Origin of the sequence: Haemophilus parainfluenzae (assembly GCF_900450995.1) — a bacterium.
GTDB classification, from domain to species: domain Bacteria; phylum Pseudomonadota; class Gammaproteobacteria; order Enterobacterales; family Pasteurellaceae; genus Haemophilus_D; species Haemophilus_D parainfluenzae_O.
In genome coordinates this window covers 974,295-990,032 of sequence record NZ_UGHY01000002.1, presented here as the reverse complement: position 1 = coordinate 990,032, position 15,738 = coordinate 974,295, and the positions used below count along the sequence as shown (strand labels likewise).

General features: G+C 40.2%; 29 protein-coding genes. 28 read left to right on the top strand and 1 reads right to left on the bottom strand.

Annotated elements, in window-relative coordinates:
• Positions 1-9: 9 nt before the first annotated feature.
• A complete protein-coding gene (gene rsmD, locus DX522_RS05120) occupies positions 10-594 on the bottom strand; it encodes a 16S rRNA (guanine(966)-N(2))-methyltransferase RsmD (RefSeq protein WP_115180039.1) in 585 nt (194 codons plus the stop codon).
• A 98-nt stretch (positions 595-692) separates the two neighbouring features.
• On the opposite strand from rsmD, the gene ftsY reads away from it, so the two are divergent.
• The 28 genes from ftsY to rpsK all read left to right on the top strand — a co-directional run bounded on the left by ftsY (position 693) and on the right by rpsK (position 15,715).
• Positions 693-2,150 (top strand): signal recognition particle-docking protein FtsY, encoded by a 1,458-nt coding sequence (gene ftsY / locus DX522_RS05115; RefSeq protein ID WP_115180038.1) that lies wholly within the window; start codon positions 693-695, stop codon positions 2,148-2,150.
• A gap of 14 nt (positions 2,151-2,164) precedes the next feature.
• Positions 2,165-2,821: a cell division ATP-binding protein FtsE gene (ftsE, locus tag DX522_RS05110; RefSeq protein WP_005695082.1), complete on the top strand. Its 657-nt coding sequence runs from the start codon at positions 2,165-2,167 to the stop codon at positions 2,819-2,821.
• Between the two features lie 9 nt (positions 2,822-2,830).
• A complete protein-coding gene (ftsX, locus tag DX522_RS05105) occupies positions 2,831-3,763 on the top strand; it encodes a permease-like cell division protein FtsX (RefSeq protein ID WP_115180037.1) in 933 nt (310 codons plus the stop codon).
• A 331-nt stretch (positions 3,764-4,094) separates the two neighbouring features.
• Complete coding sequence (gene rpsJ / locus DX522_RS05100; protein ID WP_001181005.1) at positions 4,095-4,406, top strand: 30S ribosomal protein S10; 312 nt, start codon at positions 4,095-4,097, stop codon at positions 4,404-4,406.
• A gap of 16 nt (positions 4,407-4,422) precedes the next feature.
• Positions 4,423-5,049, top strand: coding sequence for a 50S ribosomal protein L3 (gene rplC / locus DX522_RS05095; protein WP_005632753.1), 627 nt, complete (start codon positions 4,423-4,425; stop codon positions 5,047-5,049).
• A gap of 15 nt (positions 5,050-5,064) precedes the next feature.
• Positions 5,065-5,667 (top strand): 50S ribosomal protein L4, encoded by a 603-nt coding sequence (gene rplD, locus DX522_RS05090; protein WP_005695085.1) that lies wholly within the window; start codon positions 5,065-5,067, stop codon positions 5,665-5,667.
• A complete protein-coding gene (gene rplW, locus DX522_RS05085) occupies positions 5,664-5,963 on the top strand; it encodes a 50S ribosomal protein L23 (protein WP_005632756.1) in 300 nt (99 codons plus the stop codon). Before rplD ends, rplW begins: the two co-directional genes overlap by 4 nt.
• A 17-nt stretch (positions 5,964-5,980) precedes the next feature.
• Positions 5,981-6,802, top strand: a complete 822-nt coding sequence (gene rplB, locus DX522_RS05080) for a 50S ribosomal protein L2 (RefSeq protein ID WP_049363952.1) — start codon at positions 5,981-5,983, stop codon at positions 6,800-6,802.
• A 24-nt stretch (positions 6,803-6,826) separates the two neighbouring features.
• A complete protein-coding gene (rpsS, locus tag DX522_RS05075) occupies positions 6,827-7,102 on the top strand; it encodes a 30S ribosomal protein S19 (RefSeq protein ID WP_005539416.1) in 276 nt (91 codons plus the stop codon).
• Positions 7,103-7,113: 11 nt separating this feature from the next.
• On the top strand, positions 7,114-7,446 hold the full coding sequence (gene rplV, locus DX522_RS05070; RefSeq protein ID WP_005625897.1) for a 50S ribosomal protein L22: 333 nt from the start codon (positions 7,114-7,116) through the stop codon (positions 7,444-7,446).
• Positions 7,447-7,463: 17 nt separating this feature from the next.
• Positions 7,464-8,171, top strand: a complete 708-nt coding sequence (gene rpsC, locus DX522_RS05065; RefSeq protein ID WP_049357257.1) for a 30S ribosomal protein S3 — start codon at positions 7,464-7,466, stop codon at positions 8,169-8,171.
• A 13-nt stretch (positions 8,172-8,184) separates the two neighbouring features.
• Positions 8,185-8,595, top strand: a complete 411-nt coding sequence (gene rplP / locus DX522_RS05060) for a 50S ribosomal protein L16 (protein ID WP_005695088.1) — start codon at positions 8,185-8,187, stop codon at positions 8,593-8,595.
• Positions 8,595-8,786, top strand: coding sequence for a 50S ribosomal protein L29 (gene rpmC / locus DX522_RS05055; protein WP_014064571.1), 192 nt, complete (start codon positions 8,595-8,597; stop codon positions 8,784-8,786). Before rplP ends, rpmC begins: the two co-directional genes overlap by 1 nt.
• Complete coding sequence (gene rpsQ / locus DX522_RS05050; RefSeq protein ID WP_005625886.1) at positions 8,786-9,043, top strand: 30S ribosomal protein S17; 258 nt, start codon at positions 8,786-8,788, stop codon at positions 9,041-9,043. Before rpmC ends, rpsQ begins: the two co-directional genes overlap by 1 nt.
• Positions 9,044-9,280: 237 nt before the next feature.
• Positions 9,281-9,652 carry a 50S ribosomal protein L14 gene (gene rplN / locus DX522_RS05045; protein ID WP_005619403.1) on the top strand — a complete coding sequence of 124 codons (372 nt, stop codon included), beginning with the start codon at positions 9,281-9,283 and terminating at the stop codon, positions 9,650-9,652.
• A 13-nt stretch (positions 9,653-9,665) separates the two neighbouring features.
• Positions 9,666-9,977, top strand: coding sequence for a 50S ribosomal protein L24 (gene rplX / locus DX522_RS05040; protein WP_005695092.1), 312 nt, complete (start codon positions 9,666-9,668; stop codon positions 9,975-9,977).
• A gap of 17 nt (positions 9,978-9,994) precedes the next feature.
• Positions 9,995-10,534 carry a 50S ribosomal protein L5 gene (gene rplE, locus DX522_RS05035; RefSeq protein ID WP_005695093.1) on the top strand — a complete coding sequence of 180 codons (540 nt, stop codon included), beginning with the start codon at positions 9,995-9,997 and terminating at the stop codon, positions 10,532-10,534.
• An 11-nt stretch (positions 10,535-10,545) separates the two neighbouring features.
• Positions 10,546-10,851, top strand: a complete 306-nt coding sequence (rpsN, locus tag DX522_RS05030; RefSeq protein WP_007242504.1) for a 30S ribosomal protein S14 — start codon at positions 10,546-10,548, stop codon at positions 10,849-10,851.
• Between the two features lie 36 nt (positions 10,852-10,887).
• Positions 10,888-11,280: a 30S ribosomal protein S8 gene (gene rpsH, locus DX522_RS05025; RefSeq protein WP_005625877.1), complete on the top strand. Its 393-nt coding sequence runs from the start codon at positions 10,888-10,890 to the stop codon at positions 11,278-11,280.
• Positions 11,281-11,295: 15 nt separating this feature from the next.
• Positions 11,296-11,829: a 50S ribosomal protein L6 gene (rplF, locus tag DX522_RS05020; RefSeq protein WP_005695095.1), complete on the top strand. Its 534-nt coding sequence runs from the start codon at positions 11,296-11,298 to the stop codon at positions 11,827-11,829.
• A gap of 13 nt (positions 11,830-11,842) precedes the next feature.
• Positions 11,843-12,196, top strand: a complete 354-nt coding sequence (rplR, locus tag DX522_RS05015) for a 50S ribosomal protein L18 (RefSeq protein WP_005695097.1) — start codon at positions 11,843-11,845, stop codon at positions 12,194-12,196.
• 14 nt (positions 12,197-12,210) lie between these two features.
• Positions 12,211-12,711 carry a 30S ribosomal protein S5 gene (rpsE, locus tag DX522_RS05010; RefSeq protein WP_005695098.1) on the top strand — a complete coding sequence of 167 codons (501 nt, stop codon included), beginning with the start codon at positions 12,211-12,213 and terminating at the stop codon, positions 12,709-12,711.
• A 6-nt stretch (positions 12,712-12,717) separates the two neighbouring features.
• Positions 12,718-12,897 (top strand): 50S ribosomal protein L30, encoded by a 180-nt coding sequence (gene rpmD, locus DX522_RS05005; protein ID WP_005543631.1) that lies wholly within the window; start codon positions 12,718-12,720, stop codon positions 12,895-12,897.
• A gap of 4 nt (positions 12,898-12,901) precedes the next feature.
• The gene (rplO, locus tag DX522_RS05000) at positions 12,902-13,336 is read left to right on the top strand and encodes a 50S ribosomal protein L15 (RefSeq protein ID WP_005695100.1); all 435 of its coding nucleotides are present in this window, start codon (positions 12,902-12,904) and stop codon (positions 13,334-13,336) included.
• Between the two features lie 7 nt (positions 13,337-13,343).
• Positions 13,344-14,669, top strand: a complete 1,326-nt coding sequence (gene secY / locus DX522_RS04995) for a preprotein translocase subunit SecY (RefSeq protein ID WP_005695101.1) — start codon at positions 13,344-13,346, stop codon at positions 14,667-14,669.
• A gap of 28 nt (positions 14,670-14,697) precedes the next feature.
• Positions 14,698-14,811: a 50S ribosomal protein L36 gene (gene rpmJ / locus DX522_RS04990; RefSeq protein ID WP_005625868.1), complete on the top strand. Its 114-nt coding sequence runs from the start codon at positions 14,698-14,700 to the stop codon at positions 14,809-14,811.
• Between the two features lie 141 nt (positions 14,812-14,952).
• Positions 14,953-15,309, top strand: a complete 357-nt coding sequence (gene rpsM, locus DX522_RS04985) for a 30S ribosomal protein S13 (protein ID WP_005548758.1) — start codon at positions 14,953-14,955, stop codon at positions 15,307-15,309.
• A gap of 16 nt (positions 15,310-15,325) precedes the next feature.
• On the top strand, positions 15,326-15,715 hold the full coding sequence (gene rpsK, locus DX522_RS04980; RefSeq protein ID WP_005543603.1) for a 30S ribosomal protein S11: 390 nt from the start codon (positions 15,326-15,328) through the stop codon (positions 15,713-15,715).
• The last annotated feature ends 23 nt before the right edge of the window (positions 15,716-15,738 follow it).

Sequence of the window (15,738 nt, the reverse complement as noted above, 5' to 3'; positions counted from 1 at the left end):
AATGATTTCCTAATCTTTTTGATACAGGCGGTAACTCACCATACCTGTGGTTTTTTCTTTTAGTAATTGCCAATTATCAGGCGCGCTAAGCGGTTTGTCTTTTTCTGTTTCCACATAAATCAATGCATGAGGTAAGAGCCAATTCTTTTCCTCTAATAGTGCAATTGCTTGTTCTGCTAAGCCAAAATGAAAAGGTGGATCCAAAAATACCACATCAAAGTGCGGTTGATTTTGCGCTTGTTTTAAAAATTCTAAGCTATTTTGATTGATTACTTGAGCTTGTTCACTCGTTGTTTTTAGGGTTTGCAAATTTTTCTTTAATTGGTTTGCCACATTTTTATCTAACTCTAAAAACGTCACCTGTTTCGCTTGGCGAGAAAGGGCTTCAAAACCAAGTGAGCCACTGCCCGCAAAGCAATCAAAGCAATAGCTATCCACAATGTAAGGCATCAACCAGTTGAACAAGGTTTCTTTTACGCGATCGCCTGTTGGACGCAAACCTTCTGCATTTAAAACCGGTAATTTTCGTCCACGCCAAAGACCCGCGATGATTCGAACTTCGCCTTTGGCATTTTGAACTTGCATTTTTTTCATAAAGAAACAGATTTTTAGTGAAAATTGTGCTTAGTTTAGACGATTTTTTGCTAGAATAAGCAGTATTTTTTACAGATTTGTGTTTAAGAGAAGAATTTATGTCAGAAGAAAAGAAAAAAGGTGGATTTTGGGCCTCTCTTTTTGGTCGCAATAAAAAACAAGAAGAACAAAAAATTGAGCCGATTATTGAGGAACAGTCTGTAGAACTTGCCGATGTTTCACCTGAGGAAGAAATTGTTCACGCTGAAGAGAACGTTCAATTAGAGCAAGTTGAACAAGAAGAATTACAGGAATTAGCTGAACAACTGCAAGAGGAGAAAGCAGAAGAGGTCGTTGTTGAGCATCTTGAACCTATCGTAGAACAAGTGATTTCACCTGAAAGTGCGGTCAATGTTGAACCTGTTTTAGATACACCGGTGATTGAAACAATTGACGAAGAAACGGTAAAAACAGAAGAAATTTCAACCGCACTTCCTACAGAAGAGCCAGCAGAAAGCATTATTGAACCAGATAATGTCATTGAAGATCTTCCTGTGGTTGAAGCGGAGATTGAATCTGAAATTGTTGACGATGTTAAAGACGAATTACGCTCAGATATCAATATCGAAACGCAAGAAAAACCAAGTGAAGGCGGTTTTTTCAGCCGTTTAGTTAAAGGCTTACTCAAAACCAAACAAAATATTGGCGCGGGTTTCCGATCTTTCTTTTTAGGCAAAAAAATTGATGATGATTTATTTGATGAGTTGGAAGAGCAACTTTTAATTGCTGATATTGGTGTGCCAACAACCAATAAGATCATTAAGAATTTAACTGAGCACGCAAGTCGTAAACAATTACAAGATGCAGAATTGCTTTATCAACAACTTAAAGTTGAAATGGCGGAGATCTTAAAACCTGTCGCGCAGCCACTAGTTATTGATACCTCTAAAAAACCGTATGTTATTTTAATGGTTGGCGTGAACGGTGTAGGTAAAACAACCACAATTGGTAAGTTAGCTCGTAAATTCCAAAATGAAGGTAAATCAGTCATGTTAGCAGCAGGGGATACTTTCCGTGCCGCAGCAGTAGAACAACTTCAAGTATGGGGTGAGCGTAACAATATTTCAGTGGTGGCACAAAATACGGGTTCAGATTCTGCCTCAGTGATTTTTGATGCGATGCAATCTGCCGCAGCACGTAACATTGATGTTTTAATTGCGGATACGGCAGGACGTTTACAAAATAAAAATAATCTCATGGATGAATTGAAGAAAATTGTTCGTGTCATGAGAAAATATGATGAAACTGCACCGCACGAAATTATGCTTACTCTTGATGCGGCTACAGGACAAAATGCAATTAGCCAAGCCAAACTCTTTAACGAGGCGGTTGGGTTAACGGGTATTACATTAACCAAGTTAGACGGTACAGCAAAAGGTGGGGTAATTTTCGCCATTGCAGATCAGTTTAATTTACCAATTCGTTATATTGGTGTGGGTGAAAAGATTGAAGATTTACGCGAATTTAATGCAGAAGAATTTATTGAAGCATTGTTTGTTCACGAAAATGAAGAATAAAAAGGAATAATAAAGTGATTCGATTTTCAAATGTCTCTAAAGCTTATCACGGTGCGACTCAGCCGGCCTTGCAAGGCTTAAATTTTCATCTTCCTGTTGGAAGTATGACTTATCTTGTTGGGCATTCTGGTGCGGGTAAAAGTACCTTGCTTAAATTAATTATGGGAATGGAAAAGGCGAATGCCGGTAATATTTGGTTTAATGGTCATGATATTACGCGTTTGTCTAAGTATGAAATCCCATTTTTACGTCGTCAAATCGGTATGGTTCACCAAGATTATCGTTTATTAACGGATCGTAGCGTGGCAGAAAATGTGGCGCTGCCATTGATTATTGCTGGCATGAATCCGAAAGAAGCGCATACACGAGCATTGGTTGCGCTAGATCGTGTTGGTTTACGTAGTAAAGCGAATTATATGCCGCCACAAATCTCAGGTGGGGAGCAACAACGTGTCGATATCGCGCGTGCCATTGTGCATAAACCACAGCTTTTATTAGCCGATGAACCAACAGGTAACTTAGATGGTGAGCTTTCTTTAGGGATTTTCAATCTTTTTGAAGAGTTTAATCGTTTAGGCATGACAGTCTTGATTGCGACACACGATATCAATTTAATTCAACAAAAACCAAAACCATGTCTTGTACTTGAACAAGGCTACTTACGCTATTAAGGATAAAAAATGACAAGACGTATTGATGCTTCTTTTGGCGTGCAAACTGTCTATACTTTGCGTTCTGTTTGGGGCGATTTGGTAAAACGTAAATTTGGTACATTGCTAACGATTTTAGTCATTGCCGTGTCTCTCACGATTCCAACGGTGAGCTATTTGTTATGGAAAAATTTACACTTAGCGACAACCCAATTTTATCCGGAAAGCGAACTGACCATCTATTTACACAAAAATTTAAGTGAAGAAGATGCTAACTTAGTGGTGGAAAAAATCCGTCAACAAGAAGGCGTGGAATCTTTAAATTATGTTTCTCGACAAGAAAGCTTAAAAGAATTCAAAAGTTGGTCTGGTTTTGGTGAAGAATTAGAGATTTTAGATGATAATCCATTACCGGCAGTCGTGATGGTGAAGCCGTCTAAAGACTTTAATGCATCTGAAAAACGAGCAGAATTACGTACCAATTTAAATAAAATTAAAGGTGTGCAAGAAGTTCGTTTAGATAACGATTGGATGGAAAAATTGACCGCACTTTCGTGGTTATTTGCGCATGTGGCAATTTTTTGCACGGTTTTGATGACTATTGCGGTATTCCTTGTTATCGGAAATAGTATTCGCTCTGATGTATATAGTAGCCGAGCAAGCATTGATGTGATGAAACTATTAGGTGCGACAGATCAATTTATTCTTCGTCCTTATCTTTATACGGGCATGATTTATGCGGTGTTGGGCGGATTGGTTGCAGCACTCTTTAGCAGTCTTATTGTAGGATACTTTACTTCAGCGGTGAAATATGTGACGGATATCTTTGCGGTTACATTTGAGCTCAATGGATTAGGCGTTGGTGAGCTAATCTTCTTATTAGTCAGCTGCTTGATTATGGGGTATGTTGGTGCATGGATTGCAGCAACAAGACATATTGCAATGTTAGATAACAAACTATAGATTTCATTTATATTAAAGTGCGGTCATTTTTTGTCGTGTTTTCAGCTGAAAAACATTCGGGAAAATGACCTCACTTTTTTGTCTGTGGAAATTAATTGAACAAAAAGCTTGCATAATTAGCTGTTTTTGTGTAATATCCACAGGCTTTCAGATATTGAAAGCCGTTTAATGTAATCATTTATTAAACGAGTATTACGATATGTAATACTAACAATGTTTCCGATTTGGAGACTATATAACAGGTAACTTACACCTCCTTTTCTATTTTGAAGTTAGAATTGTGATTGGTGTTAGTTTTTTATTAGCTAAATTTTATTGGAGCTCTGGTCTAATGCAGAACCAAAGAATCCGTATCCGCTTAAAAGCTTTCGATCACCGTTTGATCGATCAATCTACTGCGGAGATCGTAGAAACAGCTAAACGTACTGGTGCACAAGTTCGTGGTCCAATCCCTTTACCAACTCGTAAAGAGCGTTTTACCGTGTTGATTTCTCCACACGTGAACAAAGACGCACGTGACCAATACGAAATTCGTACACACAAACGTTTAGTAGATATCGTAGAGCCAACAGAAAAAACTGTTGATGCATTAATGCGTTTAGATTTGGCTGCCGGCGTGGACGTGCAGATCAGCCTAGGTTAATTAAGAGGTTATTACAATGATTGGTTTAGTCGGTCGTAAAGTTGGTATGACCCGTATCTTCAATGAAGACGGTGTTTCTGTACCAGTTACCGTTATCGAAATCGAAGCCAACCGCGTAACTCAAGTTAAAACTCTTGAAAACGATGGCTATACTGCAGTTCAAGTTACTACTGGTTCTAAAAAAGCGAATCGTGTAACTAAACCTGAAGCAGGTCATTTCGTGAAAGCAGGTGTTGAAGCTGGTCGCGGTTTATGGGAATTTCGTACTGAAGGTGAAGAATTCACTTTAGGTCAAGAAATCAATGTTGACATCTTTGCAGATGTTAAAAAAGTAGATGTTACTGGTACTTCTAAAGGTAAAGGTTTCCAAGGTGGTGTTAAACGTTGGAACTTCCGTACTCAAGATGCTACACACGGTAACTCTTTATCACATCGTGTACTTGGTTCTATTGGTCAAAACCAAACTCCAGGTCGTGTGTTTAAAGGTAAAAAAATGGCAGGACATTTAGGTGCTGAGCGTGTAACCGTTCAATCACTTGAAGTTGTTCGTGTAGATGCTGAGCGTAAATTGCTATTAGTAAAAGGTTCTGTACCTGGTGCTATCAATGGCGATGTTATCGTTAAGCCGGCAGTTAAAGCATAAGTCTAGGAGATAGAGATGGAATTACAAGTTGTAGGTGCAAACGCACTAACTGTTTCTGAAACTACCTTCGGACGTGAGTTTAACGAAGCTTTGATTCACCAAGTTGTTGTTGCTTATGCAGCAGGTGCTCGTCAAGGTACTCGTGCGCAAAAAACTCGTGCTGAAGTGTCTGGTTCAGGTAAAAAACCTTGGCGTCAAAAAGGTACAGGTCGTGCTCGTTCTGGTGATATCAAATCACCAATCTGGCGTTCTGGTGGTACAACCTTCGCGGCTAAACCACAAGATCACAGCCAAAAAGTGAACAAGAAAATGTACCGTGGTGCTATCAAAAGCATTCTTTCTGAATTAGTTCGTCAAGACCGTTTGGTTGTTGTTGAAAAATTCGAATTAGATGCACCAAAAACTAAAGTTTTAGTACAAAAATTAAAAGATTTAGCAGTTGAAGATGCGTTAATTATCACAGCAAGTTTAGATGAAAATCTATTCTTAGCAGCACGTAACTTATATAAAGTTGATGTACGTGATGTTCAAGGTATCGATCCAGTTAGCTTAATCGCTTTCGATAAAGTGATTGTTACTGTTGACGCTGTGAAACAAATTGAGGAGATCCTAGCATGAGTCAAGAACGTTTGCTAAGCGTGCTACGTGCACCGCACATCTCTGAAAAAGCAACTAACAATGCTGAAAAATCTAACACTGTTGTACTTAAAGTTGCTTTAGATGCGAACAAAGCTGAAATTGCTGCTGCTGTTGCTCAATTATTTGAAGTAAAAGTTGACTCAGTTCGTACTGTGGTTGTTAAAGGTAAAACTAAACGCCGTGGTAACAAAATGGGTCGTCGCAGCGACTGGAAAAAAGCTTATGTAACTTTAGCCGAAGGCCAAAACTTGGACTTCGTAGACAGTGCAGAGTAATCGGAGGAAATTAGAGAATGGCTATCGTTAAATGTAAGCCGACCTCCGCTGGTCGTCGTCACGTTGTTAAAATCGTGAACCCTGAATTACACAAGGGTAAACCTTACGCGCCTCTTCTAGATACTAAATCTAAAACCGGTGGTCGTAACAATTATGGTCGTATTACCACTCGCCACATCGGTGGTGGTCATAAACAACATTACCGTTTAATCGATTTCAAACGTAACAAGTTAGATATCCCAGCGGTTGTTGAGCGTTTAGAATATGATCCAAACCGTTCAGCTAACATTGCTTTAGTGCTTTATAAAGATGGTGAACGCCGTTATATCTTAGCACCTAAAGGTTTGTCAGTTGGCGATCAAATCCAATCTGGCGTTAACTCACCTATTAAAGTGGGTAACTCATTACCAATGCGTAATATCCCAGTTGGTTCAACAGTACATAACGTTGAATTAAAACCAGGTAAAGGCGGTCAAATCGCTCGTTCTGCTGGTGCTTATGTACAAATCATCGCTCGTGAAGGCAACTACGTAACTTTACGTTTACGTTCAGGCGAAATGCGTAAAGTATTAGCTGAATGTGTTGCTACAATCGGTGAAGTTGGTAACTCAGAACATATGCTTCGCGTATTGGGTAAAGCTGGTGCTAACCGCTGGAGAGGTATTCGCCCTACAGTTCGTGGTACTGCAATGAACCCAGTAGATCACCCACACGGTGGTGGTGAAGGTCGTAACTTTGGTAAACACCCAGTAACTCCTTGGGGCGTTCAAACTAAAGGTAAGAAAACTCGTCACAACAAACGTACTGATAAATATATCGTACGTCGTCGTGGCAAATAATTTAAATTAATAAGAGGATAAGCCATGCCACGTTCTCTCAAGAAAGGTCCTTTCCTTGACCTACACTTGTTGAAGAAGGTAGAGAAGGCGGTGGAAAGCGGGGATAAAAAACCAATCAAAACTTGGTCCCGTCGTTCAATGATCATTCCTTCAATGATCGGATTGACCATCGCAGTCCATAATGGTCGTCAGCACGTTCCTGTTTATGTATCTGATGAAATGATCGGCCATAAATTAGGTGAATTTGCACCGACTCGTACATACCGCGGTCACGCGGCAGATAAGAAAGCTAAGAAATAAGAGGTAAATAGATGGAAACTATCGCAAAACATCGTTACGCTCGCACTTCTGCCCAAAAAGCTCGCTTAGTTGCCGATTTAATTCGTGGTAAAAAAGTTGCGCAAGCATTAGAAATCTTAACTTTTACTAACAAAAAAGCTGCGGCTTTAGTGAAAAAAGTATTAGAGTCTGCTATTGCTAACGCAGAGCATAATGATGGTGCAGATATCGATGATCTTAAAGTTGCTAAAATCTTCGTTGACGAAGGTCCTAGCATGAAACGTGTTATGCCACGTGCTAAAGGTCGTGCAGATCGTATTTTAAAACGTACTAGCCACATTACTGTGGTTGTGTCAGATCGTTAATAAGTAGAGGAATAGCAATGGGTCAAAAAGTAAATCCAAATGGTATTCGCCTAGGTATTGTAAAGCCTTGGAACTCTACTTGGTTCGCGAATACACAAGATTTCGCCGACAATCTTGACGGTGACTTCAAAGTACGCAAATTCTTAAATAAAGAATTAGCAAACGCTTCGGTTTCACGTATTACTATTGAGCGTCCAGCTAAAAGTATTCGTGTAACAATTCACACAGCTCGCCCTGGTATCGTTATCGGTAAAAAAGGTGAAGATGTTGAAAAATTACGTAACGCAGTGTCTAAAATCGCTGGCGTTCCGGCTCAAATCAACATTGCTGAAGTGAAAAAACCGGAATTAGATGCAAAATTAGTTGCAGACAGCATCGCTTCTCAATTAGAACGTCGTGTAATGTTCCGTCGTGCTATGAAACGTGCGGTACAAAGCGCAATGCGTTTAGGTGCTAAAGGTATCAAAGTTGAAGTTAGCGGTCGTTTAGGTGGTGCAGAAATCGCACGTTCTGAATGGTATCGTGAAGGTCGTGTACCTCTACATACTCTTCGTGCGGACATCGATTATAACACTGCAGAAGCTCATACTACATACGGCGTAATCGGCGTTAAAGTATGGATCTTCAAAGGTGAAATTTTGGGTGGAATGGCTGCAGTTGCGCAATCAGAACAACAACCTGCCGACAAGCCTAAAAAGGCTCCGCGTGGCAAAGGTCGTAAGTAAGGAGAAACGCTAAATGTTGCAACCAAAACGTACAAAATTCCGTAAAGTTCACAAAGGCCGTAACCGTGGTATCGCGGGTGGTACTGAAGTTAGTTTCGGTACATTCGGGTTAAAAGCAGTTGGTCGTGGTCGTTTAACCGCTCGTCAAATTGAAGCGGCTCGTCGTGCAATGACACGTGCAGTTAAACGTCAAGGTAAAATCTGGATCCGTGTTTTCCCAGATAAACCAATTACTGAAAAACCATTAGAAGTCCGTATGGGTAAAGGTAAAGGTAACGTTGAGTACTGGGTAGCCTTAATCCAACCGGGTAAAGTACTTTATGAAATGGATGGTGTGTCTGAAGAGATCGCAAGACAAGCATTTGCATTAGCAGCTGCTAAATTGCCAATCAAGACTACCTTCGTAACTAAGACGGTGATGTAATGAAAGCTCAAGATTTACGTACAAAAAGTGTTGAAGAGCTGAATGATGAATTAGTGAACCTTTTAGGTGAACAATTCAAATTGCGTATGCAAACAGCCACCGGTCAGCTTCAACAAACCCATCAGGCTAAACAAGTGCGTCGTGATATCGCACGCGTTAAAACCATTTTAACTGAGAAGGCGGGTGAGTAATGACTGATAAAATTCGTAGCGTACAAGGTAAAGTTGTTAGCGACAAAATGGAAAAATCTTTCGTTGTTGCTATTGAACGTAAGGTAAAACACCCGTTATACGGTAAATTTATCCGTCGTACAACTAAATTACACGTACACGATGAGAACAATGAAGCCAAAGTTGGTGATACTGTAGAGATTCGCGAATGTCGCCCTCTCTCTAAAACCAAATCTTGGACTTTAGTTCGCGTTGTTGAGAAAGCAGTTATTGCTTAATTAACAAATTAAAAATAAAAGCCAATGGTTTATACCGTTGGCTTTTTTCTTTCCAAAGTTTGCTAAAAAGTCATAAAAATTTGATCGCACTTTAAGCACTCTGATTTAAGCATAAAATTTTGATTGCGTTTCTTGCTTGATTTTGGTAAACTCCGCCACCTATCCCCATATACCTTTCTAAGGTATGGATAGGTTCGTCCCGAAAGGGTGTATTATTAACTTAACGGAGCATAAAATATGATCCAAGAACAGACTATGCTGGATGTTGCCGATAACTCTGGTGCTCGCAGCGTAATGTGTATCAAGGTTCTAGGTGGATCGCACCGTCGTTATGCTGCTATTGGTGACATCATCAAAGTTACTGTGAAAGAAGCAATTCCACGCGGTAAAGTTAAAAAAGGTGATGTATTAAAAGCAGTTGTTGTGCGCACCAAGAAGGGTGTTCGTCGCCCAGACGGATCAGTCATTCGCTTCGATGGTAACGCTTGTGTAATTTTAAACAATAACACAGAGCAACCAATCGGTACTCGTATTTTTGGACCGGTGACTCGTGAACTTCGTTCTGAGAAATTCATGAAGATCATTTCTTTGGCACCAGAAGTACTGTAAGGAGAAGTGAGAAATGGCTGCAAAAATTCGTCAAAACGATGAAGTAATCGTACTTGCTGGTAAAGATAAAGGCAAGCGTGGCAAGGTAACTAAAGTGTTACCAAACGGTAAAGTGTTTGTTGAAGGTATCAACATCATCACTAAACATGAAAAACCAGTTCCTGCTTTAGGACAAGCTGGTGGTTTAGTGAAAAAAGAAGCGGCTATCGATGCTTCTAACGTTGCGATTTTCAATCCAAAAACAAACAAAGCTGACCGTGTAGGTTTTAGATTCGAAGACGGTAAGAAAGTACGTTTCTTCAAATCTAACAATGAAATTATCTAACAAACTGGAGTAATGCGATGGCGAAACTGCATGATTACTACAGAGATCAAGTAGTAAACGAGTTAAAAAATAAATTCGGCTACAAATCTGTCATGCAAGTCCCACGAATCGAAAAGATTACCCTGAATATGGGTGTGGGTGAAGCATTGACCGATAAGAAATTGCTAGACAACGCAGTAGCGGACTTAGCAGCAATTAGCGGTCAAAAACCTTTAGTAACTAAAGCTCGTAAATCTGTTGCTGGCTTTAAAATCCGTCAGGGATATCCAATCGGTTGTAAAGTAACACTACGCGGTGAGCGTATGTGGGAGTTCTTTGAACGTTTAATTACAATTGCTGTTCCACGTATTCGTGACTTCCGCGGTTTAAGTGCGAAATCATTTGATGGTCGTGGTAACTACAGCATGGGTGTGCGTGAACAAATCATCTTCCCTGAAATCGATTACGATAAAGTAGATCGTGTGCGTGGTTTAGATATCACTATCACAACTACTGCTAAGAATGATGAAGAAGGTCAAGCACTACTTGCTGCCTTTAATTTCCCATTCCGTAAATAAGGCAGGTTATAATGGCAAAACAATCAATGAAAGCACGCGATGTAAAACGCGTTAAATTGGCTGAAAAATTCTTCGCTAAACGTGCAGAATTAAAGAAAATCATTTCTGATGTCAATGCCTCTGACGAAGATCGTTGGAATGCAGTGTTAAAGTTACAAACTTTACCACGTGATTCTAGCCCTAGTCGTCAACGTAACCGTTGCCGCCAAACTGGACGTCCTCACGGCGTTTTACGTAAGTTTGGTTTAAGCCGTATTAAGGTTCGTGAAGCTGCTATGCGCGGTGAGATCCCAGGCCTTAAAAAAGCGAGCTGGTAATATACCACTTTATTTTGGAATCGGAGAAAAAGTACAATGAGTATGCAAGATCCAATCGCAGATATGTTGACTCGTATTCGTAACGGTCAAGCTGCGAACAAAGTTGCAATCAATATGCCTTCTTCCAAGCTAAAAGTGGCAATTGCCAACGTATTAGCTGCTGAAGGTTATATCGAAAGCGTTAAAGTTTTAGAAGGTGCAAAACCTGAATTGGAAATTACTTTAAAATATTTCCAAGGCAAACCGGTTGTAGAAAGCATCCAACGTGTAAGTCGTCCTGGTCTTCGTATTTACAAACGTAAAGACGAATTACCAAAAGTTATGGGTGGTTTAGGTGTTGCTGTAATTTCTACATCTAAAGGTGTTATGACTGACCGTGCAGCTCGTCAAGCGGGCTTAGGCGGTGAGATCATCTGTTACGTAGCTTAATAGAGGGGTAGGAAAATGTCTCGTGTTGCAAAGGCACCTGTTAATATTCCTGCCGGCGTTGAAGTTAAACTCGACGGTCAGCTATTAACAGTAAAAGGTAAAAATGGCGAGTTATCTCGCACAATTCATCACTCAGTTGAAGTTAAACAAGATAATGGTCAATTTACTTTCACTCCACGTGAAGGTTTTGTTGAAGCGAATGCTCAATCGGGTACAGCTCGTGCATTAGTTAATGCAATGGTTATCGGTGTTACTGAAGGCTTCACTAAGAAATTACAACTAGTGGGTGTTGGTTACAGAGCTCAAATTAAAGGCAACGCAGTTGCATTAAGTTTAGGTTTCTCTCACCCTGTGGAGCACACTTTACCAGCAGGTATTACTGCAGAATGCCCTTCACAAACAGAAATCGTTTTAAAAGGTGCAGACAAGCAGTTAATTGGTCAAGTTGCAGCAGATATTCGCGCTTATCGCCGTCCTGAACCTTATAAAGGTAAAGGTGTACGTTACTCTGATGAAGTAGTACGTATGAAAGAGGCTAAGAAGAAATAATTAAGGTAACACTATGGATAAGAAATCAGCTCGTATCCGTCGTGCAGCTCGTGCACGTCATATGATGAGAGAGCAAGGTGTGACTCGTCTAGTTATTCACCGTACTCCGCGTCATATCTACGCACAAGTTATTGCACCAAACGGTTCAGAAGTGCTTGCCGCTGCTTCAACTGTTGAAAAAGCAATTCGTGAGCAAGTTAAATATACCGGTAATAAAGATGCCGCAGCAGTAGTAGGTAAACTTGTTGCTGAGCGCGCATTAGCAAAAGGCGTTAAAGACGTTGCTTTTGACCGTTCCGGTTTTAAATATCATGGTCGTGTCCAAACTTTAGCGGACGCTGCACGTGAAGCTGGTCTACAGTTCTAATGAGGTAAATTGAGATGTCAAACATCGAAAAACAAGCTGGTGAACTGCAAGAGAAGCTAATCGCAGTAAACCGTGTATCAAAAACTGTAAAAGGTGGTCGTATTATGAGCTTTACTGCTTTAACAGTAGTAGGCGATGGTAACGGTCGCGTAGGTTTTGGTTATGGTAAAGCTCGTGAAGTTCCGGCAGCGATCCAAAAAGCGATGGAAAAAGCACGTCGCAATATGATTAATGTCGCTTTAAATGAAGGTACATTACAACACCCAGTTAAAGGTGTTCATACTGGTTCTCGCGTATTTATGCAACCAGCTAGCGAAGGTACAGGTATCATCGCAGGTGGTGCAATGCGTTCAGTGTTAGAAGTTGCTGGTGTACGTAATGTTCTTTCTAAAGCGTATGGTTCAACCAACCCAATCAACGTTGTTCGTGCAACTATTGATGCATTAGCAAATATGAAATCACCAGAAATGGTTGCTGCTAAACGCGGCAAAACCGTTGATGAAATTTTGGGGTAATTGATAATGGCTAAAACTATTAAAGTAACTCAAGTTCGTAGCTCAATTGCTCGTTTACCGAAGCACAAAGCTACCTTGCGTGGTCTTGGTCTTCGCCATATGCACCATACTGTTGAGTTAATCGATACTCCGGCAGTACGTGGTATGATTAACCAAGTTTCATACATGGTTAAAGTGGAGGAGTAAGAGAATGCGTTTAAATACTCTATCTCCGGCTGAAGGTGCTAAGCACAGTGCAAAACGCCTTGGTCGTGGTATTGGTTCAGGTTTAGGAAAAACTGGTGGTCGTGGTCATAAAGGTCAAAAATCTCGTACTGGCGGCGGTGTTCGTCGTGGTTTCGAGGGTGGTCAAATGCCATTATACCGTCGTTTACCAAAATTTGGTTTCACTTCAATGAAATCAGCTGTAACTGCTGAAGTTCGTTTAAACGAATTAACAAAAGTTGAAGGAAATGTTGTCACTTTAGAAGCATTAAAAGCTGCAAACATTTTAACTAAAGATATTCAATTCGCTAAAGTTATCTTAGCTGGTGAAGTGAAATCTGCAGTTACTGTACGTGGTTTACGTGTAACTAAAGGTGCAAAAGCAGCGATCGAAGCTGCTGGCGGTTCAGTTGAGGAATAATTAGCAAATGGCTAAACAACCAGGTTATCAAAGCAGAAGTACTAATAGTGGTACTGGTGAACTAAAAAGCAGATTGCTTTTTGTATTAGGTGCACTTATCGTTTATCGTATTGGTTCTTTTATTCCGCTTCCTGGTATTGATGCCGCCGTGCTAGCTCAATTAGTTGAACAACAAAAAGGCACCATCATTGATATGTTAAACATGTTCTCTGGTGGTGCATTGAGCCGAGCATCAATTTTAGCATTAGGTATTATGCCGTATATCTCGGCATCTATCGTGATGCAATTGCTTGCTACGGTTTCACCTGCTTTAGCAGAATTGAAAAAAGAAGGCGCAGCAGGACAAAGAAAAATCACCAAGTATACTCGTTATGCAACGGTGGTTTTTGCTACTATCCAAGCTATCGCAATTTCTACCGGTTTACCGAATATGTTGCCACAGTTAGTGCCAAATATCGGTTTTACTTTTTACTTCACTGCAGTAGTGAGTCTTGTGACTGGAACCATGTTCTTAATGTGGTTAGGTGAGCAAATTACTGAAAGAGGTATTGGTAACGGTATCTCAATTCTTGTTTTTGGTGGTATTGTTGCAGGATTGCCACATGCAATCATCGAAACAGTTGAGCAAGCTCGTCAAGGACAAATGCATCCTTTAGTTCTTCTACTAATCGCTGCTATTGTTTTTGCAGTAACTTATTTTGTTGTCTTCGTAGAACGTGGACAACGTAGAATTCGTGTTGAATATGCTAAGCGTCAACAAGGACGTCAAATTTTAGGTGGTCATTCAACTCACTTACCATTAAAAGTTAATATGGCAAACGTAATGCCAGCAATTTTTGCTTCAAGCATTATTTTATTCCCTGCGACATTGACGCAATGGTTTGGTCAGAATGATAAGTTTGAGTGGTTAAATGACTTATCAATGTTGTTGAATCCTGGACAACCTTTATATCTTCTTGTTTATGCGGTAGCGATTATTTTCTTCAGTTTCTTCTATACTGCAATGCAATATAATCCACGTGATACAGCAGATAATCTAAAAAAATCTGGTGCATTTATCCCAGGAATTAGACCAGGTGAACAAACATCTCGTTACATTGATAAAGTAATGACTCGCTTAACATTAATTGGCGGTCTTTATGTAACGTTCGTATGTTTAGTCCCTTACATTATGACATCAGCATGGGATGTTAAATTCTACTTCGGTGGTACTTCCTTATTAATCGTTGTTGTTGTAATTATGGATTTTATCGTGCAAGTTCAGAGTCACTTAATGTCGTCTCAATATGAATCTGCGTTAAAAAAAGCAAACCTTAAAGGTTTTGGACAGTAATTGTTCATTTAAGTAAAAAGGATAAGCAATGAAAGTTCGTGCTTCCGTTAAGAAGATGTGCCGTAACTGTAAAATTGTTAAACGTGAAGGTGTTGTTCGCGTACTATGCAGCGACCCTAAACATAAACAACGTCAAGGTTAATTAACATTTCTTCTTGCAAAGAACCGGTTGAGTAGTTATACTACTCAACTCATTTATGTCCTTGGTATTCTGTTTGAGTATCCTGAAAACGGGCTTTTCAAGATCAGAATACCAAATTAGTTAAAATAATAGGAGTGCATAGTGGCCCGTATTGCAGGCATTAACATTCCTGATCACAAACACGCTGTAATCGCTTTAACTGCAATTTACGGTATCGGTAAAACTCGTTCTAAGAGCATTTGTGCTGCAGCGGGTATTGCTGAAGATGTTAAGATCAGCGAATTGTCTGAAGAGCAGATTGACAAACTGCGTGACGAAGTTGGTAAATTTACCGTTGAAGGTGACTTACGTCGTGAAGTAACACTAAACATCAAACGTCTTTTAGACTTAGGTTGTTACCGTGGTTTACGTCATCGTCGTAGTTTACCGGTACGTGGTCAACGTACTAAAACTAATGCGCGTACCCGTAAGGGTCCACGTAAGCCGATCAAAAAATAGTCGGGGTAAATAAAGAATGGCTAAAACACCAGTTCGTGCACGTAAACGTGTAAAAAAACAAGTTGTAGATGGCGTAGCACACATTCACGCATCTTTCAATAACACAATCGTTACCATTACTGACCGTCAAGGTAATGCTTTAGCTTGGGCTACAGCAGGTGGTTCAGGTTTCCGTGGTTCTCGTAAATCTACCCCGTTCGCTGCACAAGTTGCTGCAGAACGTTGTGCTGAAATCGTTAAAGAATTCGGCTTAAAGAACTTGGAAGTTATGGTTAAAGGTCCGGGTCCGGGTCGTGAATCAACAATCCGTGCATTAAATGCAGCGGGTTTTCGTATCACGAACATCACTGATGTGACTCCGATCCCTCATAACGGTTGTCGTCCACCGAAAAAACGTCGTGTTTAATGGCGTAATAGGATAGTTGGAGA